This is a genomic window from Luteibacter anthropi (assembly GCF_011759365.1).
Lineage (GTDB): Bacteria > Pseudomonadota > Gammaproteobacteria > Xanthomonadales > Rhodanobacteraceae > Luteibacter > Luteibacter anthropi.
Genome location: NZ_JAARLZ010000003.1, coordinates 101,400 through 125,191 on the forward strand (window position 1 = coordinate 101,400; position 23,792 = coordinate 125,191).

At 66.0% G+C, this 23,792-nt stretch carries 21 protein-coding genes; 10 read left to right on the forward strand and 11 right to left on the reverse strand.

The annotated features are described in order from the left end of the window. Positions 1 to 8 precede the first annotated feature (8 nt). The 5 genes from purF to HBF25_RS05900 form a co-directional block, all read right to left on the reverse strand. Positions 9 to 1,487: an amidophosphoribosyltransferase gene (gene purF, locus HBF25_RS05880; RefSeq protein ID WP_166947032.1), complete on the reverse strand. Its 1,479-nt coding sequence runs from the start codon at positions 1,485 to 1,487 to the stop codon at positions 9 to 11. A gap of 13 nt (positions 1,488 to 1,500) precedes the next feature. After that, positions 1,501 to 2,136: a CvpA family protein gene (locus HBF25_RS05885; RefSeq protein WP_166947033.1), complete on the reverse strand. Its 636-nt coding sequence runs from the start codon at positions 2,134 to 2,136 to the stop codon at positions 1,501 to 1,503. A gap of 37 nt (positions 2,137 to 2,173) precedes the next feature. After that, positions 2,174 to 3,265, reverse strand: a complete 1,092-nt coding sequence (locus HBF25_RS05890; protein ID WP_166947034.1) for an SPOR domain-containing protein — start codon at positions 3,263 to 3,265, stop codon at positions 2,174 to 2,176. An 87-nt stretch (positions 3,266 to 3,352) separates the two neighbouring features. Next, a complete protein-coding gene (folC, locus tag HBF25_RS05895) occupies positions 3,353 to 4,621 on the reverse strand; it encodes a bifunctional tetrahydrofolate synthase/dihydrofolate synthase (protein WP_166947035.1) in 1,269 nt (422 codons plus the stop codon). Continuing rightward, positions 4,618 to 5,244 (reverse strand): GNAT family N-acetyltransferase, encoded by a 627-nt coding sequence (locus HBF25_RS05900; protein ID WP_166947036.1) that lies wholly within the window; start codon positions 5,242 to 5,244, stop codon positions 4,618 to 4,620. The genes folC and HBF25_RS05900 overlap by 4 nt, the downstream gene beginning before the upstream one ends. 97 nt (positions 5,245 to 5,341) lie before the next feature. Between HBF25_RS05900 and HBF25_RS05905 the strand changes: the two genes are divergently transcribed. From HBF25_RS05905 to pilH, 9 genes are all read left to right on the forward strand, one after another. After that, the gene (locus tag HBF25_RS05905; RefSeq protein WP_166947037.1) at positions 5,342 to 6,445 is read left to right on the forward strand and encodes a sterol desaturase family protein; all 1,104 of its coding nucleotides are present in this window, start codon (positions 5,342 to 5,344) and stop codon (positions 6,443 to 6,445) included. Positions 6,446 to 6,741: 296 nt separating this feature from the next. After that, positions 6,742 to 7,944, forward strand: a complete 1,203-nt coding sequence (locus HBF25_RS05910) for a cupin domain-containing protein (RefSeq protein WP_166947038.1) — start codon at positions 6,742 to 6,744, stop codon at positions 7,942 to 7,944. Further along, a complete protein-coding gene (locus tag HBF25_RS05915) occupies positions 7,941 to 8,435 on the forward strand; it encodes a DUF7931 domain-containing protein (RefSeq protein ID WP_166947039.1) in 495 nt (164 codons plus the stop codon). Before HBF25_RS05910 ends, HBF25_RS05915 begins: the two co-directional genes overlap by 4 nt. A 135-nt stretch (positions 8,436 to 8,570) precedes the next feature. Next, positions 8,571 to 11,420, forward strand: coding sequence for a 2-oxoglutarate dehydrogenase E1 component (locus tag HBF25_RS05920; RefSeq protein ID WP_166947040.1), 2,850 nt, complete (start codon positions 8,571 to 8,573; stop codon positions 11,418 to 11,420). Between the two features lie 7 nt (positions 11,421 to 11,427). Next, the gene (gene odhB / locus HBF25_RS05925; RefSeq protein WP_166947041.1) at positions 11,428 to 12,630 is read left to right on the forward strand and encodes a 2-oxoglutarate dehydrogenase complex dihydrolipoyllysine-residue succinyltransferase; all 1,203 of its coding nucleotides are present in this window, start codon (positions 11,428 to 11,430) and stop codon (positions 12,628 to 12,630) included. Between the two features lie 108 nt (positions 12,631 to 12,738). Next, on the forward strand, positions 12,739 to 14,166 hold the full coding sequence (lpdA, locus tag HBF25_RS05930; RefSeq protein ID WP_166947042.1) for a dihydrolipoyl dehydrogenase: 1,428 nt from the start codon (positions 12,739 to 12,741) through the stop codon (positions 14,164 to 14,166). A 184-nt stretch (positions 14,167 to 14,350) separates the two neighbouring features. Then, positions 14,351 to 14,953 carry an LOG family protein gene (locus tag HBF25_RS05935; protein ID WP_166947043.1) on the forward strand — a complete coding sequence of 201 codons (603 nt, stop codon included), beginning with the start codon at positions 14,351 to 14,353 and terminating at the stop codon, positions 14,951 to 14,953. Positions 14,954 to 14,961: 8 nt separating this feature from the next. Then, positions 14,962 to 15,954, forward strand: a complete 993-nt coding sequence (locus HBF25_RS05940) for a YhdH/YhfP family quinone oxidoreductase (RefSeq protein WP_166947044.1) — start codon at positions 14,962 to 14,964, stop codon at positions 15,952 to 15,954. A 130-nt stretch (positions 15,955 to 16,084) separates the two neighbouring features. Beyond that, complete coding sequence (gene pilH, locus HBF25_RS05945; protein ID WP_166947045.1) at positions 16,085 to 16,450, forward strand: twitching motility response regulator PilH; 366 nt, start codon at positions 16,085 to 16,087, stop codon at positions 16,448 to 16,450. 180 nt (positions 16,451 to 16,630) lie between these two features. On the opposite strand, the gene HBF25_RS05950 is transcribed toward pilH, so the two are convergent. After that, positions 16,631 to 17,542, reverse strand: coding sequence for a DnaJ C-terminal domain-containing protein (locus tag HBF25_RS05950; RefSeq protein WP_166947046.1), 912 nt, complete (start codon positions 17,540 to 17,542; stop codon positions 16,631 to 16,633). A gap of 91 nt (positions 17,543 to 17,633) precedes the next feature. Further along, complete coding sequence (locus tag HBF25_RS05955) at positions 17,634 to 18,086, reverse strand: Hsp20/alpha crystallin family protein (RefSeq protein WP_166947047.1); 453 nt, start codon at positions 18,084 to 18,086, stop codon at positions 17,634 to 17,636. Between the two features lie 158 nt (positions 18,087 to 18,244). Here HBF25_RS05955 and HBF25_RS05960 point away from each other — a divergent pair, with 158 nt between their 5' ends. After that, a complete protein-coding gene (locus HBF25_RS05960) occupies positions 18,245 to 18,727 on the forward strand; it encodes a peroxiredoxin (RefSeq protein ID WP_166947048.1) in 483 nt (160 codons plus the stop codon). Positions 18,728 to 18,861: 134 nt separating this feature from the next. Here HBF25_RS05960 and gyrA read toward each other — a convergent pair whose 3' ends face one another. The 4 genes from gyrA to HBF25_RS05980 form a co-directional block, all read right to left on the reverse strand. Beyond that, positions 18,862 to 21,495, reverse strand: coding sequence for a DNA gyrase subunit A (gyrA, locus tag HBF25_RS05965; protein WP_166947049.1), 2,634 nt, complete (start codon positions 21,493 to 21,495; stop codon positions 18,862 to 18,864). A gap of 141 nt (positions 21,496 to 21,636) precedes the next feature. Continuing rightward, positions 21,637 to 22,050, reverse strand: a complete 414-nt coding sequence (locus tag HBF25_RS05970; protein ID WP_166947050.1) for a GtrA family protein — start codon at positions 22,048 to 22,050, stop codon at positions 21,637 to 21,639. Then, positions 22,047 to 23,060, reverse strand: a complete 1,014-nt coding sequence (gene mtnA, locus HBF25_RS05975) for an S-methyl-5-thioribose-1-phosphate isomerase (protein ID WP_166947051.1) — start codon at positions 23,058 to 23,060, stop codon at positions 22,047 to 22,049. The genes HBF25_RS05970 and mtnA overlap by 4 nt, the downstream gene beginning before the upstream one ends. 231 nt (positions 23,061 to 23,291) lie before the next feature. Beyond that, positions 23,292 to 23,792, reverse strand: a complete 501-nt coding sequence (locus HBF25_RS05980; RefSeq protein WP_166947052.1) for a DUF2165 family protein — start codon at positions 23,790 to 23,792, stop codon at positions 23,292 to 23,294.

Sequence of the window (23,792 nt, forward strand, 5' to 3'; positions counted from 1 at the left end):
CCTCATCCTCAGGCGCTGCGGCGTTCGGTCTTGGCGGAATCCGAACGCTGGGCTTCCTGCTGCTGGAGGAAGTTCTTGTCCACGCCCGTGACGTACTCGCCCGAGAAGCACGAGGTATCGAAACGCTTCAGGTCATCGTTGCCATCGGACACGGCCCAGATCAGGTCTTCGAGATCCTGGTAGATCAGCCAGTCGGCACCGAGCGCCTTCTCCACTTCTTCCACCGTGCGACCGGCAGCGACGAGTTCCGACGTGGCCGGCATGTCGATACCGTAGACGTTGGGGTAACGCACCGGCGGCGCGGCGGAAGCGAAGTAAACGTTCTTCGCACCCGCGTCGCGAGCCATCTGGATGATCTGGCGCGACGTGGTACCGCGGACGATGGAGTCGTCCACCAGCAGCACGTTCTTCTTGCGGAATTCCAGGTCGATGGCGTTGAGCTTGCGACGCACGGATTTCACGCGCTCGCCCTGCCCCGGCATGATGAAGGTGCGACCGATGTAGCGGTTCTTCACCAGGCCTTCGCGCATGGGCACGCCCAGCGCCTGCGCCAGCGAGCTGGCGGCGGTGCGCGAGGTGTCGGGGATGGGGATGACGGCGTCGATGCCGTGGTCCGGGCCGCGCTCACGGAGGATCTTCTCGGCCAGCTTCTCGCCCATGCGCAGGCGGGCCTTGTAGACCGAGACGTCTTCCATCATGGAATCAGGACGCGCGAGGTACACGTATTCGAAGATGCACGGGGTGTGCAGCGCGCCTTCGGCGCAATGCTTCGCATGCAGCTCGCCACCATCGGTGACGATCACGGCTTCGCCCGGCGCGATGTCGCGCACGCGCTTGAAGCCCAGCACGTCGAGGGCAACGGATTCCGACGCGATGGCGTATTCACGGCCTTCGGCCGTGACGCGCTCGCCGAGCACCAGCGGACGGATGCCGTTGGGGTCGCGGAAGGCGATAAGGCCGTAGCCCAGCACCAGCGCGAGGCAGGCATAGCCGCCCTGGGCACGGGCATGCACGCGCGACACCGCCTTGAACACGTGCTCCGGCGTGAGGTCGCCGCGATCATCCACCTGCAGCTCGTGCGCCAGCACGTTGAGCAGCACTTCGGAGTCGGAGTCGGTATCGATGTGGCGACGGTCGTCCTCGAACATCTCGCGACGCAGGGTCTCGGTGTTCACAAGGTTGCCGTTATGCGCGAAGGCGATGCCGTAGGGCGAGTTCACGTAGAAGGGTTGGGCCTCTTCCATGCCCTCGGAACCAGCCGTGGGATAACGGCAATGGCCGATGCCGATGCGGCCGCGCAGCTTGCTCACGCCTGCCGAGTTGAAGACGTCACGCACCAGGCCATTGCCCTTGTGCAGACGCAGTCGGGCGCCGTCCACGGTGGCGATGCCGGCGGCATCCTGCCCGCGGTGTTGCAGGACGGTCAGGCCGTCATACAGGGCCGATGCCACTTCCGTGGTACCGACGATGCCGATGATTCCGCACATGGGAGTTGCCTTCCTAAGGAGTAGCCGCTGTGGACGATGCGGCAGGTTGAGCGTGGTCTTGTCGCGGGGCCTGACCGGGGAGCGTCAGGTCGCGCAGTTTCATGAGATCGTCGCGGCTGGGGAGCTGGACGTCAGGCATTTTAACGTTTTGCAGCGCTTCTGGCGGATGCAGGTACTGACGGACGTTGGACGGGATCTGCTGGCCGATCCATGCGGCCGGAGCCGCGAACTGGCCGAGCATGGTGGACTGACGCCACCAGGGGTCGTTCGGCAACGGCGTGAAGCCGAGGATGAACACCACGAGGCTGACGATCAGCACGCCGCGCGCCAGGCCGAAAATCATGCCGCAGAGGCGATCCGTGCCGCCGAGGCCGGTGCTGGAGATGAGTCGCGAGATCATGAACCGGACGACCGCGCCACACAGCAGCACACTGATGAAGCAAAGCCCGTAGCCGATGGCGGCGCGGGCTGTCGGCACCGAAATGGTGCCCGCGAAATAATCGGCCAGGGTGGGGCCGAACGCCCAGGCCACCCCGAAGGCCACCACCCAGATCACCAGGGACAGCACCTCGGAGATGAGGCCACGCGCGAGGCCGATCAAGACCGAGATGAACAGCACGGCCAGGATCGTGTAATCGGCCCAGTTCATGAACGCCCCCTCCCTGTGTCAATCGTGGTGCCGGCGCTCAGGGCGCCGTCACCACGACACCGTCGAGGCCGACCTTGGCCTTGATCTGATCCTTGAGGCGTACCGCGTCATCGCGTTGCGTCTGCGGACCGGCGCGCACGCGCCAGAGCTTGGCGCCGCTGCTGGAAGCGATGCTGTCGGTGTAGCCCGGGATGCCGGCGGCGCGGAGCTTGTCGCGCAGGCGGGTGGCCTCAGCCTCGCTGCTGACGGCGGCCACCTGTACGGCAAAGCCGCCGGCACGCGGCGCGGCGGCAGGCACGGCGGCGGCCGCTGGTACTGCCGGCGCGGGTGCCGCCGCGGCCGGCTTGGCGGGGGCCGGTGCATCGGCCGTGACGGTTTCAGCCTTGGACGACAGCGACGCCGGAACGCCCGGTACCGCCGCGACGATCTTCAGGCGGGCCGCCTCGGCGGCGGCATGGGTCTCGAACGGACCGGCATGCACGCGCGTGAGTGCCTTGCCGCCCTGGTTCACGCCCACGGCCGTGACCGGGTAACCCAGCGCACGCACCTCCTGCACCAGGGCGTCGGCCTTGGAACGGTCGGCATAAGCGCTGAGGTTGATGGAGAAGCTGCCACGACCGGCCGTGCCGGGCGCCTGGGCCGGCGCGGATGCGGGCGGCGTAGCCGTGGCGACAGGCGTGGCCGGAACACTGGCCGGGGCCGGCCTGGCGGGCTTCGTTGCCGCCGTGGTGCCCTTGGCGGGCGCCTGCGGCTGGTTGGCGAAGTCTTCCGGCAGGGCATCGGGCGGCTTGCGCGAGGTGATGCTCACCGACGCCAGGCGATCGCCACCGGCGGCCGGCGTGGGACGCGTCGCCGATGGCGTGGCGGCCACCGGTTGTGCCGGCGCATTGGCCGGGGTGTTGCCCGGCGCGTTCGCAGCTGCCACCGGCTGCGGCGCGGAGACCGCACCGGTGCCGTTGGGCGAGACGTCCAGCGTGCGGGCCTGCAATTCACGATCGGGTGCCGGGGGAATCTCCAGGCTCACCGTCTGCTCGGCATCGCCCTTCGGCGGGGCGTTGGAAAAAAGCATTGGCACGAACAGGACCAACAGGGCGATCAGGACGGCGGCACCCAACAGGCGTGTTTTCAAGGAAAGCTCCATACGACCGGCGCAATGCGAATCGGCGCGATTATAACCGTCAATGGAGCCCCTCGACGCCCTGTCGGTCGCAGGCGTTCACATCGCGGCCGACAAGGCGGCGCTCGCCACGAAGAACGAGCCGAACACCAGCACCACGTCATCCTCGCCTGCGGCGGAACGCGCGGCGCTCCAGGCAGCGGTAACGCTTGGGAAGGCGTCGGACGACGCACCCGGCAGGGTCGCCGCAAGGCTTGCCACGATGGCCGTGTCGCTGAGGCCGCGCGGCGTGTCCCGGTCGAGTGCGGCGAGGTACCAGTGGGCCACGCGATCGCCGAGCGCGGCGATCACGCCGCCGGTGTCCTTATCCGAAAGTGCGCCATAGACGGCGAGCACCCTGCCCTGCGGCCGTTCGGCATCGATCCACTCAGCCAGCGCACGCGCGGCCTGCGGGTTATGACCCACGTCCACCAGGGTGAGCGGGCGCTCGCCGATGCGTTGCAGGCGGCCCGACACGCGCACGATGCGCAGCGCACGGGCAAGGGCCTGCGCCGGGACGGTGAGGCGGTCGGCCAGCGCATGCAGCGTGGCGATGGCGGCAGCGGCGTTGGCGAACTGCACCGGCGCATCGAGTGCCGGGCGCGGCAAGTCGAATGCGCTGCCGTCGCGATGCGTCCAGCGCCAGCCTTCGCCCTGGATGTGCGTCGAGAAGTCCTGTCCTGCCCGCTGGACCGATGCGCCAATGCCTTGCAATGCGTCGATAAGACCATCGGGCGGATTCGTTTCGCCGATGATGGCGGTACGTCCTGCGCGGGCGATACCCGCCTTTTCGCGACCGATACTGTCGCGATCGTTACCGAGCCAGTCCTGGTGATCGAGATCGATGGTGGTGACCACCGCGATGTCGGCATCGATGATGTTCACCGCGTCGAGGCGGCCACCGAGACCCACTTCGAGGATCGCCACATCGAGCGAGGCGCGGGCCATCAGGTCGATGGCAGCCAGCGTGCCGAATTCGAAATAGGTCTGCGCAATGGCGCCGCGCGCGGCTTCGATGCGCTCGAACGAGGCCACCAGCGCCTCATCCGATGCGTCCTCGCCGTCGAGGCGGATGCGCTCGTTATAGTGAATGAGATGCGGGGAGGTATAGCAGCCCACCCGATAACCCGCCTCGCGCAGCATCGCTTCCAGCAAGGCCACCGTGGAACCCTTGCCATTGGTGCCGCCCACCGTGATCACGACGGGCGCCGGACGTGGCGAGCCCATGGCGCGCCATACGGCGCTGACACGGTCGAGGCCGAGATCGATGCCGACGGTGTGGACGCCTTCCTGATAGGAAAGCCATTCGGCGAGGGTGCGGGTGGTCATGCGGGGTCCTTGGCGCGATCGATCGCGCGCATCCAGAAATCGAGGGAGTGTTCACGAGGGAGCACGTCGTCGCGCTCCCTCCAGGAGAGGGTGCAGGCCATGCCGGGCACGGGTGCATAGCCGCGCGTGCGCCAGAAGGCATCGTTGGGGCGATAGCCCTGCGGGGCACGCGGATCGGCCGGATCACGGCGTACCGAACAGAACGCCGTCCAGCGGAAGTCCCCTGCGCCGGTAGCGTGGGCTTCACGGGCGTCGAAGAACGCATGACCCACGCCCCGGCCACGCCAGGGCGGCAGCAGCACGGATTCACCGAAGTAGAAAACCTCGTCCAGCGCCATGCCGCGCGCCAGGAACGGCTGGTGGAAGGCCTCGCCATCGTCGGCCAGCGGGATGCCCGTGGAGGCCCCCACGGCCTCGCCCGCCTCGTTGCGGGCCACCACGCAGACACTGCGGGGTGAACCGGCGTACGCGGCGAGGTATTCTTGTTCGTAGCCGATGTCGCCTTCGTAGAGGTATGGCCAGTCGCGGAACACCGCGATACGCAGTGCAGCAAGCTCCTTGATCACCGGCAAAATGGCGTCGCCCACATGGACGCCGATGGCGATCCCGGGAGTGTGTCGCATGGCGGAAAGCCCAACGAAAGAGGCGTGAAGCTTAAATGTTGCCATTGGACCCGCGCATCCCCCCGCCGGGTCCCTTCGAAACACAAAGGTTTATCGCATGTTCGCGCCATGGTCCCATCTGGTCGACTGGACGAGCGCCCACGCCATCGTCCCCTTCCTCAGCCTGCTGCACCTCAATGGTCTTGCGGGCGATCCGCGTGAGATCGCGGAAGCCATCCTCATCTCGCTGTTGCAGGTCGGCATCATCGCGTTCCTGTTCCGTCCGCTGGAAACCCTGGCGCCGGCGGAGAAGTGGACCGATCGCAAGCTGACCAACGTGGACTGGCAGTACACGTTGATGATGTTGCTGGGCATCTTTCCGATGTTCAGTTACCTCGTGCTCACGCCGATCAGCAATTATTTCGGCGGTGCCGACAACACGCCGGGCGATGAGTCGTTGCTGGGCATCGTGCACCTGATTCCGGCGCTGAAGGACCATCCATTGGCCCTCTTCGTCGTCTACTACGCGATCTACGATCTCGTCTATTACTGGATGCATCGCCTCCAGCATGCGCTGCCGTGGTGGTGGGCGCTGCACAGCATGCATCACAGCACGCGGCAGATGAGCTGCTGGACGAACGATCGCGGCAGTCTGGTGGATGGTTTCCTGCAGTCGATGGTGCTGGCCGGCGTGGGCCTCATCATCGGCGTGGCGCCCACGGAGTTCGCGTGGCTGATGCTTCTGGGCGAGCTGGTGCAGAATTTCTCGCATGCCAATGTGCGCGTGCGCTTCGGGCCACTGTTCGACCGCCTGCTGGTGTCGCCGAAGTTCCACCGCCTGCATCACATGCTGGTGGACCCGGACCGCCCTAACCTGCACAACTGCAATTTCGGCCAGGTGTTCTCCCTCTGGGACGTTATTTTCGGCACGGCGCTTTACAACGAGCCGATCCGCCCGACGGGCGTGGGCGATCCCATGGTGGATGCCGACAACGACAAGGGCCTGGTAGGCCTGCACTGGGCCGCCTTCCGCCGGTTCTGGGGCGCGGTGACCTGCAAGTCAGGCTGGAAGCTGGGCGACGTGGCCTTCGGCGAGGATTACCGCCCGGTGCCGGTGAGCGAAATCGACCTGCACGCGCTGGAAGCCGGTCACGGCGTGCGCCGCAAGTCGGAGATCACGCCCCCCGAAGAACCCCTCACGGCAGAACAAGCCACCCTGTAGGAGCGCGCCTGCGCGCGACCGGCGTCGCGAGCCGCCGCATTTCGCCCGGGCCTGTCGCGCGCAAGGCGCGCTCCTACAAGGCACCGACACTCCTGTAGGAGCGTGCCTGCGCGCGACCGCTGTCGCGAACCGCCGCATTTCGCCCGGGCCGGTCGCGCGCGAGGCGCGCTCCTACAAGGCACCGACACCCCTGTAGGAGCGCGCCTGCGCGCGACCGGTGTCGCGAGCCGCGGCATTTCGCCCGGGCCTGTCGCGCGCGAGGCGCGCTCCTACAGGGGTGCGGCTACAATTCGGGTATGGCCATCCAGAATCCCTCCCGTAAAGCCCTCCCCATCGAAGTGCGCGGCAGCGCCAGCCAGCCGCTTGGCATGAGCGCCACGCAGTTCCTGCGCGATTACTGGCAGAAGCGCCCGTTGCTCATCCGCAACGCCTTCCCCGACTTCGAAAGCCCGATCGAACCCAACGATCTCGCCGGCCTGGCCTGCGAGGACGGCGTGCTTGCCCGCCTCATCGTCCATGACGAGAAGCGCGATCGCTGGACGGTGAAGAACGGCCCCTTCGACGAGGCCACCTTCGGCAAGACCCCCAAGCGCGACTGGACCCTGCTGGTGCAGGACGTCGATAAATGGGACGCCGACGTGGCCGCCCTGCTCGACACCTTCGCCTTCCTGCCCTCCTGGCGCCTGGACGACATCATGATCTCCTACGCCGAGGACGGCGGTGGCGTGGGCGCGCATGTCGACCAGTACGACGTCTTCCTGCTCCAGGGCGTCGGCCAGCGTCACTGGGCGATCAGCGACGACCCCGACGCCCCGCTCGACTTCCGCGACGACGTGGAACTGAAGCAGCTCAAGACCTTCGAACCCACCCACGAATGGCTGCTGGAACCGGGCGACATGCTGTACCTGCCCCCGGGCGTGCCCCACGACGGCGTGGCCATCGGCGACTGCATGACCATCTCGGTCGGCATGCGCGCACCCTCGCAGGCGGAGCTGACCGGCGACCTCGCTGACTTTCTCGCCGAGCGCATGCCCGAGGAACTGCGCTACACCGACCCCGACCTGGCCCCCGCCAAGCGGGCCGGCGAGATCGATACGGCCGCCCTCAACCGGGTTCGCCAGGCCGTGCCGTTCGCCAGCGCCCTCGACCGCGACCTGCTCTCCGACTGGTTCGGCCGCTTCATTACCCGCTACCGCAACGCCCAGGATGCCGTCGCCCCGCCGAAGGCCACCACGGCCGCCGCGCTGGACAAAGCCCTGGAAGCTGGCTCGGGCCTCGTCCGCCACCCCTACGCCCGGATCGCCTGGGTACGCGGCAAGAAGGACGCCACCCTCTACGTGAGCGGCCATGCCTACGAATGCCCGGTCGATCTGGCCGAACGCCTGTCGGGCGAGCGCGAACTGGCCTTCGACGCCCTGCCTTCCGCGGCCGCCCGCACCACCCTGCTGGCCCTGATCAATGACGGCCATCTCGCCGTACGCAAAGGCCGTCGCCGGTGACCGGGCAGGCTGACACGCGCCTGCTGGCCCTGGACCGCACCGGGCTGGAAGCCGCGCATGTCAGCCTGCTCGCCGCGGCCCGCTACCGGGTCTGCATCTACCTGCCGGTGGTGGATGCCGGCCTGTTCGAAAGCGAGGCCGCATTGGCCGGGCTACGCCGCATCGCCACCAGCGGCCGGCACGCCCGCATCCGCCTGATCACCCACGAGGCCAATCGCGCCCATCGCGAGGGCCATCGCCTGATCGCCCTCGCCCAGCGACTGCCCACCGCCGTGAGCATCCGCGTCCCCTCCGACGAAACTCATCTTCGCTATGCCTCGGCCTTCGTCACCGATGAGGCCAGTGCGTATCTGTTCAGGAGCGTGGCCGCCCGTTTCGATGCCGAGGGCGACCTGGCCCGACCCGGTGAGACCTCTCGCCTGACGGCGTATTTCGACGAAGTCTGGGAGCGGGCCGAGCCGGCGTGGGAGATAAGACCACTCGGTATTTGACCTTCGTCGAATTACCGCAAATAGGTTGGCGCGGCGCAGCAGGGCGGGGCTATAATTAACGGATTCTTAGTGCCGCGGGGGCCGTCCCCACATGCCTCCGCGACACCCCGCCCTTCTCCGTGTGCCGGTGGTGACGTGAGCGCAAACCTGATCCGCGAGTTTTCCGAATCCTCCCAACTCGCCGGCGGCAACGCCGATTACGTAGAGCAAGTCTACGAAGCCTGGCTGGCCGATTCCGGCTCTGTCCCGGCCGAATGGGATGCCTATTTCAAGTCCTTCAAGGGCCGTGAGGCGGGCGATGTTCCGCACTCCGACGCCATTGCCCGCATCGAGGCCGCGCAGAAACAGCGCCGTGGCAGCGGCGGTGCCGTGGCCGGTCCGGTCGACGACGCCTACGCGCGAAAGCAGGCCGGCGTGCTCCGCCTGCTCACCGCTTACCGCTCGCGCGGCCACCTCGGCGCCCAGCTCGATCCGCTTGGCCTGACCAAGCCGGATCTCGACGCCCCGGACCTCGGCCTCGCCTTCCACGGCCTGTCCGACGCCGACCTCGACACCGAGTTCGACGCAGGCACCTTCGCCGGCGGCGGCAAGCGCGTGAAGCTGCGCGACCTGCTCGCCACGCTCAAGAAGGTCTACGCCGGCACCGTCGGTGCCGAGTTCATGTACATCTCCGACTACGAGCAGCGCTCGTGGATCTACTCGCGCCTGGAAAAGGCCGCGGGTAATCCCGGCCTGCAGAAGAGCGAGAAGGTGCGCGTTCTCGAAGCGCTCACCGCGGCCGAAGGCCTCGAGCGCTACCTGCACACCAAGTACGTCGGCCAGAAGCGCTTCTCGCTCGAAGGCGGCGACAGCCTCATCCCGATGGTCGACGACGTCGTCCGCGCCGCCGGCGACAACGGCGTCAAGGAAGTCGTGATCGGCATGGCCCACCGTGGCCGCCTCAACGTGCTGGTCAACATCCTCGGCAAGGCTCCCGCGCAGCTCTTCAACGAGTTCGAGGGCAAGTTCGAGCACGACGACAGCCCGATCCACACCGGCGACGTGAAGTACCACATGGGCTTCTCCGCCGACGTCAAGACGCCGAACGGCGGCGTGCACGTGGCGCTGGCCTTCAACCCGTCGCACCTGGAAATCGTGAACCCCGTGGTGGCCGGCTCGGTGCATGCGCGCCAGTGCCGTCGCCGCGACACCGCCCGCGAGAAGTCGCTGGCCGTGCTGATCCACGGCGACGCCGCCTTCGCGGGCCAGGGCGTCAACATGGAGCTCCTGCAGATGTCGCAGGCCCGTGGCTTCGCCATCGGCGGCACGCTGCACCTGGTGGTCAACAACCAGGTGGGCTTCACCACGTCCAAGCGCGAAGACTCCCGTTCCACGCTGTACTGCACCGACCTGGCCAAGATGGTCAACGCGCCGGTCTTCCACGTGAACGGCGACGATCCGGAAGCCGTGATCCAGGTCACCCGCCTGGCCTACGAATTCCGCAAGCAGTTCAAGAAGGACGTCGTCATCGACCTCGTCTGCTACCGTCGCCACGGCCACAACGAGGCCGACGAGCCGGCAGCCACCCAGCCGCTCATGTACCAGGTGATCCGCAAGCGCCCCACCACGCGCGACCTCTACGCGCAGGCGCTGGTCAAGGATTCCACCATCGGTACCGACGACGGCCAGAAGATGCTCGACGATTACCGCAGCCGCCTCGAAAAGGGCGCCTCGCTGATCGCCATCGATCCGAACCCGCAGCGTGACATCGCCGTCGACTGGGCCCGCTTCCAGGGCAACAAGCTGTCGATGGAAGTGAACACGGGCGTGTCCCGCGAAGTGATGGGCAAGGTGCTCGACACCCTGCTGGACATCCCGTCCAACGTCACCCTGCACGCGCGCGTCGCCAAGATCTACGACGACCGTCGCAAGATGGCCTCGGGCGAGCTGCCGGGCGACTGGGGCTTTGCCGAGAACCTCGCCTACGGCACGCTCATCGCCGAAGGCAACGACCTGCGCGTCGTGGGCCAGGATGCCGGCCGTGGCACGTTCTTCCATCGCCACGCGGTGCTGCACGACCAGAACAGCGACGACACCTACATGCCGCTGCAGAAGGTCCGCGAGGGCGCGCGCGTCGACGTCATCGACTCGCTGCTGTCCGAAGAAGCCGTCATGGCCTTCGAATACGGCGAAGCCACCACGTCGCCCGACCAGCTCACGATCTGGGAAGGCCAGTTCGGCGACTTCGCCAACGGCGCCCAGGTGGTGATCGACCAGTTCATCAGCTCCGGCGAAGCCAAGTGGGACCGCCTCTGCGGCCTCTCGCTCTTCCTGCCGCACGGCTACGAAGGCCAGGGTCCGGAGCACTCCTCCGCCCGCCTCGAACGCTTCCTGCAGCTGTGCGCGCTCGACAACATGCAGGTCTGCGTGCCCACCACGCCGGCCCAGGCCTTCCACATGATCCGCCGCCAGCAGGTGCGCCCGGTGCGCAAGCCGCTGATCGTGATGACGCCGAAGTCGCTGCTGCGCCACAAGCTGGCCGTGTCCACGCTCGACGAGCTGGCCAATGGCAAGTTCCAGCTGGTGATCGGCGAGCACCGCGACGTGGCGGCCAAGAAGGTCAAGCGCGTCGTGCTGTGCTCGGGCAAGGTCTACTACGACCTGCTCGAAGACGCCGAGAAGCGTGGCCTCAACGACGTGGCCATCGTGCGCGTGGAACAGCTCTACCCGTTCCCGCGTCCGGAAGTCACCGCCGAGCTCGAAAAGTACCCCGCCGCGAAGGAAGTGGTGTGGTGCCAGGAAGAACCCATGAACCAGGGTGCCTGGTTCCAGATCCGCCACCATCTGCAGGCCTGCATCAACTCGAAGCAGAGCCTCTCGTACGCTGGCCGCAACCGTTCGCCGTCGCCGGCAGCGGGCCATCTCAACACCCATATCGCCGAACAGACGGCGCTCGTCGAACAGGCGCTCGTCGCGCCGGTCGGCACCGATCACGCAGCGGAGTAAGACAAGCATGTCCATCGAAGTCAAAGTACCGGTCCTGCCCGAGTCGGTCTCCGACGCGCTCATCGCCACCTGGCACAAGAAGGCCGGTGACGCCGTCAAGCGCGACGAAAACCTCCTCGATCTGGAAACCGACAAGGTCGTCCTCGAAGTGCCCTCCCCGGTCGACGGCGTGCTGAAGGAAATCAAGTTCGAAGAAGGCTCCACCGTCACCAGCAGCCAGGTCATTGCCGTGATCGAGGAAGGCGCCGCTGCCGCTGCTGCGCCGGCCCCGGCCGCCGCTCCGGCCGCTGCCGAAGCCCCGAAGGCCGAAGCCTCCAAGGAAGCCCCGAAGGGCGTCGACGAACTCTCCCCGGCCGGCCGTCGCGTCGCCGTGGAAGAAAACATCGATCCGTCCAAGGTCGCCGGCACCGGCCGCGACGGCCGCGTGACCAAGGAAGACCTGGTCAACGCCGCCAAGGGTGGTTCCGCCCCGGCTGCCGCCGCGCCCGCCGCCAGGCCCACCCCGGGTTCGCGTCCGGAAGAGCGCGTGCCGATGACCCGCATCCGCACCCGCATCGCCGAGCGCCTGATGCAGTCGAAGAACTCCATCGCGATGCTCACCTCGTTCAACGAAGTGAACCTCGCCGAGGTGGTGAAGCTGCGCAAGAGCCTGGGCGAGCAGTTCGAAAAGGCCAACGGCGTGAAGCTGGGCTTCATGAGCTTCTTCGTGAAGGCCGCCACCGAAGCGCTCAAGCGCTACCCCGTGATCAACGCCTCGGTCGATGGCAGCGACATCATCTATCACGGCTACCAGGACATCTCGATCGCCGTGTCCACCGACAAGGGCCTGGTCACGCCGGTGCTGCGCGACGTGCAGGACATGTCGTTCGCCGACGTCGAGAAGGGCATCCTCGGTTATGCCAAGAAGGCCCGTGACGGCAAGCTCGGCCTGGACGACCTCCAGGGCGGCACCTTCACCATCACCAATGGCGGCACCTTCGGTTCGCTGCTCTCCACGCCCATCGTGAACCCGCCGCAGAGCGCCATCCTCGGCATGCACACGATCAAGGAGCGCCCGATCGTCGAGAACGGCCAGGTGATCGCCGCTCCGATGATGTACCTGGCCCTGTCGTACGACCACCGGATCATCGACGGCCGCGACGCCGTGCTGTTCCTGGTCGACATCAAGAACCAGCTCGAAAACCCGCAGCGCATGCTGCTCGGCCTGTAATGGCCGCCTGAAGGCCTATGTGAAGGCGGGAGTCGAAAGACTCCCGTTTTCATGTTCCGCCCCCATATTTAGCGGTAGTCCCTACCGCCGTTTGATCGGAGCAAGCTAATGAGCGAGAAGTTCGACGTCATCGTCATCGGTGCAGGCCCCGCGGGCTATGTGGCCGCGATCCGCGCCGCGCAGCTGGGCCTGAAGACCGCCATCATCGACGCCTTCGTCGGCAAGGACGGCAAGTTCGCGCCGGGCGGCACCTGCCTCAACGTGGGCTGCATCCCCTCCAAGGCGCTGCTGGACTCCTCCAAGCAGTTCCACAACCTCACGCATAACTTCAAGGATCACGGCATCACCGCCGAGAACCCGAAGATCGACATCGCGACCTTCATCGGCCGCAAGGACAAAATCGTCAAGCAGTTCACGGGCGGCGTGGCCCAGCTGTTCAAGGCGAACAAGATCACCTCGTTCTTCGGCAAGGGCAAGCTGCTGAAGGGCAATGACGTCGAAGTCACCGGCAACGACGGCAGCAAGCAGACCATCTCGGCCACCAACGTCATCCTCGCCTCGGGCTCGGTGCCCATCGAGCTGCCGTTCGCCAGGTTCGATGGCAAGCACATCATCGACAACACCGGCGCGCTCGACCTCACCGAGGTGCCGAAGCGCCTGGGCGTGATCGGCGCCGGCGTCATCGGCCTGGAGCTGGGCAGCGTGTGGAAGCGCCTCGGCGCCGAGGTCACCATCCTCGAAGCCCTGCCGAAGTTCCTCCAGGTGGCCGACCAGGACATCGCCAAGGCCGCCGCGCGCGAGTTCGCCAAGCAGGGCCTGGATATCAAGGTCAACGCCAAGGTCACCAAGGCCGAGGTCAAGGGCGACGAAGTGCACCTGTCGTACACCGACAAGGACGGCGCCGAGCAGAGCCTGGTGGTCGACAAGCTGCTGGTGGCCGTGGGCCGCCGCGCCTACACCGACGGCCTGCTGGCCGACGACACCGGCGTGAAGCTCGACGAGCGCGGCCGCATCGTGGTCGACGAGCACAACTACACCGGCGTGAACGGTGTGTGGGCCGTGGGCGACGCCGTGCGCGGCCCGATGCTCGCCCACAAGGGTTCCGAGGAAGGCGTCATGGTGGCCGAGCTCATCGCCGGCAAGCCGGGCCATATCAACCTCGACACCGTGCCCTGGGTCATCTACACCGAGCCGGAAATCTCCTGGGTCGGCAAGACCGAAGAACAGCTCAAGGAAGAAGGCATCCCCTACAAGACCGGCTCCTTCCCGTTCTCCGTCAACGGCCGCGCCGTGGCGATGAACGAAGGCATCGGCCTGGTGAAGGTGATTGCCCACGCCGAAACCGACCGCCTGCTGGGCGTGCACATGGTCGGCCCGGTCGTCTCCGAGCTGATCCACGAGTGCGTGGTGGCGATGGAGTTCAAGGGCTCGTCGGAAGACCTCGCCCGCATCGTCCACGCTCACCCGGCCCTGTCGGAAGTGGTGCACGAAGCGGCCCTCGCGGTCGACAAGCGCGCCATCCACAAGGGCAACTGATCGCCCTGTTGGCAAAAGCCCGTCCATGCGCAAGCATGGGCGGGCTTTGTCGTTTCTACGGTACGCAGCGGCGTTTCTGTAGGAGCGCGCCCTGCGCGCGACTGGTTTTCGCGTCCATGTTGTTTCTCGCGAAAACCAGTCGCGCGCAGGGCGCGCTCCTACACAAACATCGTGAGGTGGGTTTATGCGCAACATCCAATCCCTCTGCGTCTACTGCGGCTCCAGCAGCGGCGCGCATCCGGAGTACACGGAGGTCGCGACGGCCTTCGGCACGCGCCTGGCGAAGGAAGGCATCGCCCTGGTCTACGGTGGCGGCAAGGTCGGCCTGATGGGCACCGTGGCCGATGCCGTGCTCGCGGCCGGCGGCCGTGTCATCGGCGTGATCCCGCGCCAGCTGGTCGAGAAGGAAGTGGCGCACCCGGGCCTTACCGAGATCCATGTCGTCGAGACCATGCACCAGCGCAAGACGCGCATGTATGAACTCTCGGAAGCCTTCGTCGCCCTGCCCGGCGGCTTCGGCACCATGGATGAGATGTTCGAGATGCTGACCTGGGCGCAGCTCGGCCTGCACACCTACCCTTGCGCCTATCTCGACGTACGCGGCTTCTACAGCCACCTCGCCGCCGCCATGGACCACATGGTGGACGAAGGCTTCGTGCGGAAGATCCAGCGCGACCAGGTGTGGTTCGGCGAAAGCATGGATGCCTTGTTCGACTGGATGAAGCACTACGAGTCCACGTACACGCCCAAGTGGATCACGCCGAGCAGCATCGACAGCCAGTCGTGAGGTCTCCCATGCCATCGTTCCGCGCCTTCCGTATCCATAACGACGACGCCGGCCATCGCGCCGGCATCGAGACGATGACGCTCGATGCGCTTACGCCGGGCGACGTGGTCATCCAGGCCCAGTGGTCGTCGGTGAACTACAAGGATGCGCTGGCCGGTACGGGCAAGGGGAAGATCCTCCGCCGCTTTCCGCTCAACGGTGGCATCGATGTGGCGGGTGTCGTGGCAGCATCCACGTCACCCGCGTTTCGCGAAGGCGACAAGGTGCTGGCCACCGGCTGCGGCATCTCCGAAACCCTGGATGGCGGCTATGCGGAGTACGTGCGCCTGCCCGCCTCCGCCGTGGTTGCGCTGCCCGGTTCGCTGACCACGCGCGAAGCCATGATCATCGGCACGGCAGGCTATACGGCTGCGCTGGCGCTGCTGCGCATGACCGACAACCGCCAGACGCCCGCAAAAGGCCCCATCGCCATTACGGGCGCCACGGGTGGCGTCGGCATGCTCGGCATCGATATCTTCAGCCGCGCCGGTTACGAAGTGCATGCCATCAGCGGCAAGCACGATCGCTTCGATACCCTGCGCCAGCTCGGTGCCACCACCTGCCTGGATCGTCATGCGCTGGCCTTCAGTGGCAAGCCACTTGATTCGGCGCGCTATGGCGGCCTGCTCGACAACGTCGGTGGCAAGACACTCGCCGGCCTGCTGCCGCTCATCGCGCCTTACGGCAACGCCGCCATTTGCGGTAACGCGGGCGGCCCGGAACTGGCTACCACCGTCCTGCCCTTCATCCTGCGCGGTGTGAGCCTGCTGGGGATCGCCTCGGCCGGGAGCCCCCGCGATGTGCGTGAGAACGTCTGGCAGCGCCTTGCAGGCGAATGGCGCCCCCGCCACCTGGACACCATCTGCACCCGGGAAGTGGCTCTGGATCAGGTTACGAGCGTTTTCGAGGGCATGCTGGCAGGCGGGTCGTTTGGCCGCACCGTCGTGCGGATCGCCCCTTAGGAGATTTTCGACATTGCGGCCCGGGCCGTGGCCGGTAGAATGGCCTCGCCGAAAGCGCATCACGTGACGGGTTTTCGTCGCGGCGCCCAAAGACAAGAACACATCGGGCAGCAGGCCCGGGGGAAAGTGAATGGCTCGTATCCTGATCGTCGACGATTCGCCGTCGCAGTTGCTGGGCATCAAGCGCATCGTTGAAAAGCTGGGCCATGAGGCCATCACGGCGGAAGACGGCGCGCAAGGCGTCGAGGTCGCCAAGCGCGAGCTGCCCGACCTCATCCTGATGGACGTGGTCATGCCCAACCTCAATGGTTTCCAGGCGACCCGCACCATCGCCAAGGAAGACACCACCAAGCACATCCCCATCATCCTGGTCACCACGAAGGACCAGGACACCGACAAGGTCTGGGGCCTGCGCCAGGGCGCCAAGGCCTATGTGACCAAGCCGATCCGCGAGGAAGAGCTGGTGGCTGCGCTGAAGGCGCACCTGCCGGCGTGATACCGGGCGCCATGCGCCTTGCGGGCTGACACCCCCTGTAGGAGCGCGCCTTGCGCGCGACCGGTGTTGGCGTAAATGTTGTTTTTCGCGAAAACCGGTCGCGCGCAAGGCGCGCTCCTACAAGAGCATGGCCGTCCGTGCAGTCGATCGCATAGGCGATCCGCGCATAGCGCGGCTCGGTTAGCGCCGCGGGTCGAAGCCCTTGAACGCATCCTGGAACTCCGCGTACGCGGCCTGTTCCTCATGTGTCTCCGGCACCGGCACGCGGATCTCCAGCACCACGATCTGGTCGCCCGGCTCCGAACCCGGCAGGCCACGGCCCTTCAGGCGCAGCTTGCGGCCTGACTGCGAGCCTGCCGGAATGCGCAGGTCCACATGCCCGCCCAGCGTCGGCACGGGCACCGTGGCGCCCAGCGCGGCTTCCCAGGGGGAAATCGGCAGGATGTGCGTCACCGTGCGGCCTTCCAACCGGAAGCGTGCGTCGTCGCGGATGGCGATTTCCAGCAGCAGGTCGCCCGATGGGCCACCGCCGGCTCCCGGATGACCCTGGCCGCTCAAACGGATGGTCTGTCCCGAAGCGATGCCGGCAGGGATCTTCACCTCCAGCACGCGCTCGCCACCCGACGAATCGTTGAGCACCACGCGCGTCTTGCCGCCGTTGTAGGCCGTCTGCAAGTCGGTTTCGATCTTCGCCTGGATGTCGCGGCCACGCCGCGCCTGCGTCTGCTGCTGGCCGCGACCACGGCCGCCGCCACCGAACAGGCTTTCGAAGAAGTCGCTGAAATCGCCGTTGCCACGGCCACCCATGTCGCCGAAGTCGAAGCCACCACCCTGCCCCCATCCCGGCGGCGGACGGAACTGCTCGCCCTGTCGATAGCCGCCAGCGCGGAACTGGTCGTAGGCGCGCCGCTTTTCAGGGTCTTTCAGCGCTTCGTTGGCCTCGTTGATGGCCTTGAACTTCTCTTCCGCACCCGGCTCCTTGTTCTTGTCCGGATGGTATTTGCGGGCAAGCTTGCGATACGCCGCCTTGATGTCGGCGTCGCTGGCGTCGGGCTTGACCCCGAGGGTCTCGTAATAATCCTTGAACTCCACAGGCTCTCCCGGGCTTGTGTCGAAAAACCAAAAACGAAAGACCCGCGGTGGACCAATCCACCGCGGGCCAGGGGTGCAAGCTTAGACCGAATCAGCCCGCGGCGTTGATCGCAATGCGACGCGGCGCGCTTTCGGCCTTCTTCGGAATGGCGATTTCAAGCACGCCATTGCGACCCGATGCGGTGATGCCTTCGGCATCGGCGCTGTCCGGCAGCGTGAAGCTGCGCTTGAAGGCGCCAGCCACGCGCTCCACGCGAGCGTACTTGCCTTCGGTCTCGCTCGTATAGGCCTTGCGTTCGCCCTTGATGCTGAGCACGTTCTTGTCCATCTGGATCTCGATGTCGGCGAGGTCCACGCCCGGTACGTCGGCCAGGATCAGGAAGCGCCCGGCCTCTTCACGAATGTCGATACGCGGCGCCCAGGCGGATTCCGTAGCGGTCACCGGTGCGGCGGCATCGCTGCCGAAGAAGTGATCGAACACATGACGAAGGTCTGCACCCACGGCCGGCGAACGACGGAAAGCGACATGACGAAGCTGGTTCATCTGTTTGACTCCAAAGAAGTTTTCCGGCCCCGCGGCCGTCTGGGCAGAAAGATATGAGCGACGGACGGCGATTCAAGGGGGCTATCGATCCGGTTGCCATCGCTTCAGCTTAACGGCCCTCCCGTACACTCCGCGGTTTCCCCCACGAGAGCATCGTCATGACCATCGCCGTTGGTGACCGCATTCCCGAAGCCACGATGAAAGTCTACAAAGACGCCCCGCAGGATGTGTCCAGCACCGAGGAACTCGGCAAGGGCAAGGTTGTGTTGTTTGCGGTGCCGGGGGCGTTCACGCCCACGTGTTCGAACAAGCACCTTCCGGGCTATGTGCAGCACATGGATGACTTCACCCAGCGCGGCGTGAAGGTTTACTGCCTGTCGGTCAACGATGCATTCGTGATGCATGCATGGGGCAAGGAGCGTGGCATTCCCGAGGCCATGCATCTGCTTGCCGATGGCAATGCGGACTTCACGCGTGCGCTGGGCCTGGAGCTGGATGGCACGAAGAACGGCATGGGCATTCGTGCGAAGCGCTTTGCCATGTATATCGTCGATGGCGTGGTGAAAGTGCTGAACGTCGAGGCGCCGGGCGAGTTCCGGGTGAGCGCGGCCGAGGCCATGCTGGAAGCCGTCGACGCCTGAGCAAGGCACCCGCCAACCTGTAGGAGCGCGCCTTGCGCGCGACCGGTGCGAAGCGATGTGTTCACCGTTCCAGACCGGTCGCGCACGAGGCGCGCTCCTACATGAAAAAAACCCGCCTTTCGGCGGGTTTTTTATCAGGCTTCCGGGGATTCCGTGTCGCCATCGACCGGGCCGGATTCCGTCGGCGGCAGGTCGGCGGGGACATCACCGACCGGCGTTTCGATGTCGCCGTCCTCGATCTCTTCCTCGGCTTCCAGGCGAACGACACCGATGAGGGTTTCGTCCTTGGGCAGCTTGATCAGCGTGACGCCCTGCGTGTTGCGACCCACCTGGGCCACTTCCGATACGCGGGTGCGCACCAGCGTGCCCTGGTCGGAAATCAGCATCAGCTGCTGGGTTTCGGTGACCTGGGTGGCCGCCACGAGCTTGCCGTTGCGCTCGGAGCACTGGATGGCAATGACGCCCTGCGTGCCGCGGCCCTTCTTCGGGAACTCGTCGAGCACCGTGCGCTTGCCGTAGCCACGCTCGGTGGCAGTGAGGATATCGCCCTCACCCCTGGCGACGATGAGCGACACCACTTCGGCGTCGTCGGAAAGACGCATGCCGCGCACACCGGTGGCCGTACGACCCATCGAGCGCACGGTGTCTTCATCGAAGCGCACCGACTTGCCGTTGGATGCAAACAGCAGCACATCGCTGTTGCCGTCGGTCATGGCGACATTCACCAGCGCATCGCCCTCGTCGAGGTTGATGGCGGCCTTGCCCTTCTGCAGCTGGAACGCGAACTCCGTGAGCGGCGTCTTCTTCACCGTGCCGTTGCGGGTGGCGAAGAACACGAAGTGCTCCGGATCGTATTCACGCACCGGCAGCAAGGCCTGCACCTTCTCGCCCTCGCCCAGCGGCAGGAGGTTGACGATGGGCTTGCCGCGCGCGCCCGGACCCGCTTCCGGCATCTGGTACACCTTGAGCCAGTACACGCGACCGGTGCTGGTGAAGGTGAGCAGCGTGTCGTGAGTGTTCACCACCCAAAGCTGCTGCACGACATCTTCGTCCTTCAGTGCCGAAGCCGAACGGCCCTTGCCGCCACGACGCTGCGCACGATACAGGCTGGCCGGCTGGCGCTTCACGTAACCCGTGTGCGACAGCGTGACCACCACGTCTTCCGGCGCGATCAGGTCGAGGACGTTGAGGTCTTCCTGCGAGTGCTGGATCTCGGTGCGACGCACATCGCCGTAGTCGGTGCGGATCTGTTCGAGCTCTTCGCGAATGACTTCGAGCAGGCGGGTAGGATTTTCGAGGATCTCGATGAGCTCGCCGATGACCTTGAGGATCTCGCGGTATTCGTCGGAGAGTTTTTCCTGCTCCAGGCCGGTCAGGCGATGCAGGCGCATCTGCAGGATTTCGGTGGCCTGGGCTTCGGAGAGCTGGTAGCCGGCCTCGCTGAGGCCGTCACGCGGGTCCATGTCTTCCGGACGCGAGGATTCGGCACCCGAGGCGGCCAGCAGGGAGCGGACCAGGCCCGGCTCCCACTTGCGGGCGACCATGCGCTCGCGCGCTTCCTGCGACGACTTCGACGTGCGGATCAGCTCGATCATCTCGTCGATGTTGGCGAGCGCCACCGTGAGGCCTTCGAGGATATGCGCACGCTGGCGGGCCTTGCGCAGTTCGAAGATGGTGCGACGAGTGACCACCTCGCGACGATGGCGGATGAACGCCTCGAGGATGTCCTTGAGGTTCAGCAGCTTCGGCTGGCCATCGAGCAGCGCCACCATGTTGATGCCGAAGGTGACCTGCAGCTGGGTCTGCTGGAACAGGTTGTTGAGCACCACGTCGGCCATGGCATCGCGGCGGATCTCGATGACCACACGCATGCCGTCCTTGTCGGACTCGTCGCGCAGTTCGCTGATGCCTTCGAGTTTCTTTTCCTTCACCAGCTCGGCGATCTTCTCGATCAGACGCGCCTTGTTCACCTGGTAGGGCAGCTCGTGGACGAGGATCGTCTCGCGGCCGTTGGCTTCGGTTTCGATCTCGGTGCGCGCGCGCACGAGGATGCGGCCACGACCGGTGCGGTAGGCCTCGATGATGCCCGACGAGCCGTTGATGATGCCGGCGGTGGGGAAATCCGGACCCGGGATGTGGGTCATGAGGTCGTCGATGCTCAGCGAAGGATCTTCGATGAGCGCCAGCGTGGCGTTGATGACCTCGGTCATGTTGTGCGGCGGGATGTTCGTCGCCATGCCCACCGCGATACCGGCCGAACCGTTGACGAGCAGGTTCGGCACGCGGGTGGGAAGCACCAGCGGCTCGCTTTCGCTTTCGTCGTAGTTGGGGCCGAAATCGACGGTTTCCTTGTCGATATCCGCCAGCAGCTCATGCGTAAGGCGCGCCATGCGCACCTCGGTGTATCGCATGGCCGCGGCGTTGTCGCCGTCTACCGAACCAAAGTTGCCCTGGCCGTCGACCAGCATGTAGCGCAGCGAGAACGGCTGGGCCATGCGGACGATGGTGTCGTAGACCGAGGCATCGCCGTGCGGGTGGTATTTACCGATGACGTCACCGACCACGCGCGCCGACTTCTTGTACGGCTTGTTCCAGGCATTGCCCAGCTCGTTCATCGCGAACAGTACGCGTCGGTGCACCGGCTTCAGGCCGTCACGGACATCGGGCAGCGCACGCCCGACGATGACGCTCATCGCGTAGTCGAGATAGCTCTGACGCATCTCGTCTTCGATGTTGACGCGGATGACTTCTTTGGCGAGTTCTGCCATCAATCGGCTTCCTGGAAAATCCGTGAAAATGCCCCCGCCGACCGCATGCAGCCACGGTGTCGCGGCGCGGTCGACCCAACCCAACGATCATACCATAGAAGCCGTCAAAAAGACAGCTAAAAACCCCGTAAAATCAGCAACTTAAACTTCTGTCTTGGGGGCATTGAAAAGCAGCGCGCGGGCGAGCACGAAGTTGGCTGCCGCGCCTGCAACCGAACCTGCCGCCACGGCCACGATCGGCCATGCGTGCAGCACGGGAAAGAGGTAGATCGCAAGCACGTAGGTGCCGTTGTTGATCGCTGCGCCGACGAGCATCAGGCCCATCCAGTGCAGCCATTCCGAGCGCTGGTCACGCCCGGATTCGCGATCCGCGAAGGTCTGGTGACGGCTCCACCACCAGGTGAAGGTAGCGGCAGCCAGGAAGGAAACGACCCGGGCGCTGTAGACGTTCCAGTCGGCCAGCCGCACGAGCGACTGGGCGATGCCGCCATCGATCGCGAAACCCAGCACGCCACCGACGGCGAAAAGGGCCAGCTCGCGACGGAGCGCTGTCACGGGAACATGATCCGCATCTGTTCTTCGTCGGGCTTCAGGATCACGCCGCGCTCGGTGACGATGGCGTCGATCAGCTCGGCCGGGGTTACGTCGAACACGGGGTTCCACGCATCGGCGCCTTCGATGACCGTGCGCGTGCCGCCTACGGAGAGCAGTTCGGTGGCGTCGCGCAGTTCGATCTCGATGTCGTCGCCGTTCGCGGTGGCCATGTCCACGGTGGTGGACGGCGCCACCACCATGAACTTTACGCCGTGATGGCGGGCAGCAATGGCGAGCTGGTAGGTGCCGATCTTGTTGGCCGTGTCGCCGTTGGCGGCAATGCGGTCGGCACCGACGATGACCCACTTCACCTTGCCGTCCTTCATGAGGTGCGAGGCGGCGGAATCGGCGATGAGCTTCGCGGGAATGCCGTCGCGGACCAGCTCCCACATGGTGAGGCGGGCACCCTGCTGCCAGGGGCGCGTTTCGCCGGCATAAACGTGTTCGATGCGGCCCGCCTCGACACCGGCGCGGATCACGCCCAGTGCGGTGCCATAGCCCGCGGTGGCAAGCGAACCGGTATTGCAGTGGGTCATGACGTGCGAACCCGCTTCGATCAGCGCCGCGCCCAGTTCGCCCATATGACGGTTGGCAGCAAGGTCTTCGTCCTGGATGGCCTGCGCCTCACGCTCCAGCGCGTCTGCGTCGGCACCGGCCTCGATGCGCGACTTCATGCGATCCAGCGCCCACATCAGGTTCACCGCCGTGGGCCGTGCGGCACGCAGGACGGCAAGTGCCTTCACGAGGTCGTCGCCCGCTTTCGCTGCGAGCACCACGCCCCATGCTGCCGCAATGCCGATGGCCGGCGCGCCGCGCACGGCGAGGTCACGGATGGCGCGGGTGACGTCGTCGTAGGTCAGGCAGTCGAACCAGAGTTCCTCGGCGGGGAGGCGGCGCTGGTCGAGCAGGCGCAGGCGGTCGCCGTGCCACTGCACGGCGCGAATGGAGTCGTGGGAGGCGTGGTTGTTCATCAGCCCATTATCGCATGCCTCCACCTACCCTGTAGGAGCGCGCCTTGCGCGCGACCGGTGTGGAATCGTGAGCGGGACGCGGCGGTCAGGTCGCGCGCAAGGCGCGCTCCTACAGGGGGAGTGGAATCGTGAGCGGCGCGCGCCGGTCCGGTCGCGCGCGAGGCGCGCTCCTACAGGGGGTTTGGAATCGTGAGTGGGGCGACACGGCCCGGTCGCGCGCGAGGCGCGCTCCTACAGGAGGTTTTGATCCTGGTCGGGCTGGTTGACGAAGACCAGGACGCCCAGCAGGGCCATGTAGAAACGGAAGGCGCCTTCCTGGCCGTTCCATGTCTTCGACTGCCACATGGCGAACCATTCGCCGCCGACGACCATGAAGCCGAAAAACCACACGAGGAAGCCCACGGTGCAGCCCGCCACCACGAAGCGCTTGGCGCGCTGGAACATGGTGGCCGACTGGTGGCGTGCGAGGAACAGCTCGATGGCACCGAGCACCAGCAGGCCGGCCGTGAGCGCCTCGCCGGCGATGATCGCGATGTAGCCCGCATGCCAGGCCAGCGGCAAGGTGATCGCACGCCTCATCAGCGCATTGCCGGGGAACGTGGTGTCCATGGACAGCACATGCTGCACGAAGGCGAAGTTGGAGCCGTAGTCGATCAGGTTGTCGAAAGCGACGACCAGGGCGAAGGCTGCAAGTGCGAGCACCATCGCCAGTTTGGACCAACGTACGACCAT

Coding starts and splice junctions, on each gene's coding strand:
- purF (WP_166947032.1), bottom strand. CDS start 1,487: ATGTGCGGAATCATCGGCATCGTCGGTACCACGGAAGTGGCATCGGCC.
- HBF25_RS05885 (WP_166947033.1), bottom strand. CDS start 2,136: ATGAACTGGGCCGATTACACGATCCTGGCCGTGCTGTTCATCTCGGTC.
- folC (WP_166947035.1), bottom strand. CDS start 4,621: ATGACCACCCGCACCCTCGCCGAATGGCTTTCCTATCAGGAAGGCGTC.
- HBF25_RS05900 (WP_166947036.1), bottom strand. CDS start 5,244: ATGCGACACACTCCCGGGATCGCCATCGGCGTCCATGTGGGCGACGCC.
- HBF25_RS05905 (WP_166947037.1), top strand. CDS start 5,342: ATGTTCGCGCCATGGTCCCATCTGGTCGACTGGACGAGCGCCCACGCC.
- HBF25_RS05910 (WP_166947038.1), top strand. CDS start 6,742: ATGGCCATCCAGAATCCCTCCCGTAAAGCCCTCCCCATCGAAGTGCGC.
- odhB (WP_166947041.1), top strand. CDS start 11,428: ATGTCCATCGAAGTCAAAGTACCGGTCCTGCCCGAGTCGGTCTCCGAC.
- lpdA (WP_166947042.1), top strand. CDS start 12,739: ATGAGCGAGAAGTTCGACGTCATCGTCATCGGTGCAGGCCCCGCGGGC.
- HBF25_RS05935 (WP_166947043.1), top strand. CDS start 14,351: ATGCGCAACATCCAATCCCTCTGCGTCTACTGCGGCTCCAGCAGCGGC.
- HBF25_RS05940 (WP_166947044.1), top strand. CDS start 14,962: ATGCCATCGTTCCGCGCCTTCCGTATCCATAACGACGACGCCGGCCAT.
- pilH (WP_166947045.1), top strand. CDS start 16,085: ATGGCTCGTATCCTGATCGTCGACGATTCGCCGTCGCAGTTGCTGGGC.
- HBF25_RS05955 (WP_166947047.1), bottom strand. CDS start 18,086: ATGAACCAGCTTCGTCATGTCGCTTTCCGTCGTTCGCCGGCCGTGGGT.
- HBF25_RS05960 (WP_166947048.1), top strand. CDS start 18,245: ATGACCATCGCCGTTGGTGACCGCATTCCCGAAGCCACGATGAAAGTC.
- gyrA (WP_166947049.1), bottom strand. CDS start 21,495: ATGGCAGAACTCGCCAAAGAAGTCATCCGCGTCAACATCGAAGACGAG.
- mtnA (WP_166947051.1), bottom strand. CDS start 23,060: ATGAACAACCACGCCTCCCACGACTCCATTCGCGCCGTGCAGTGGCAC.
- HBF25_RS05980 (WP_166947052.1), bottom strand. CDS start 23,792: ATGGTCGTACGTTGGTCCAAACTGGCGATGGTGCTCGCACTTGCAGCC.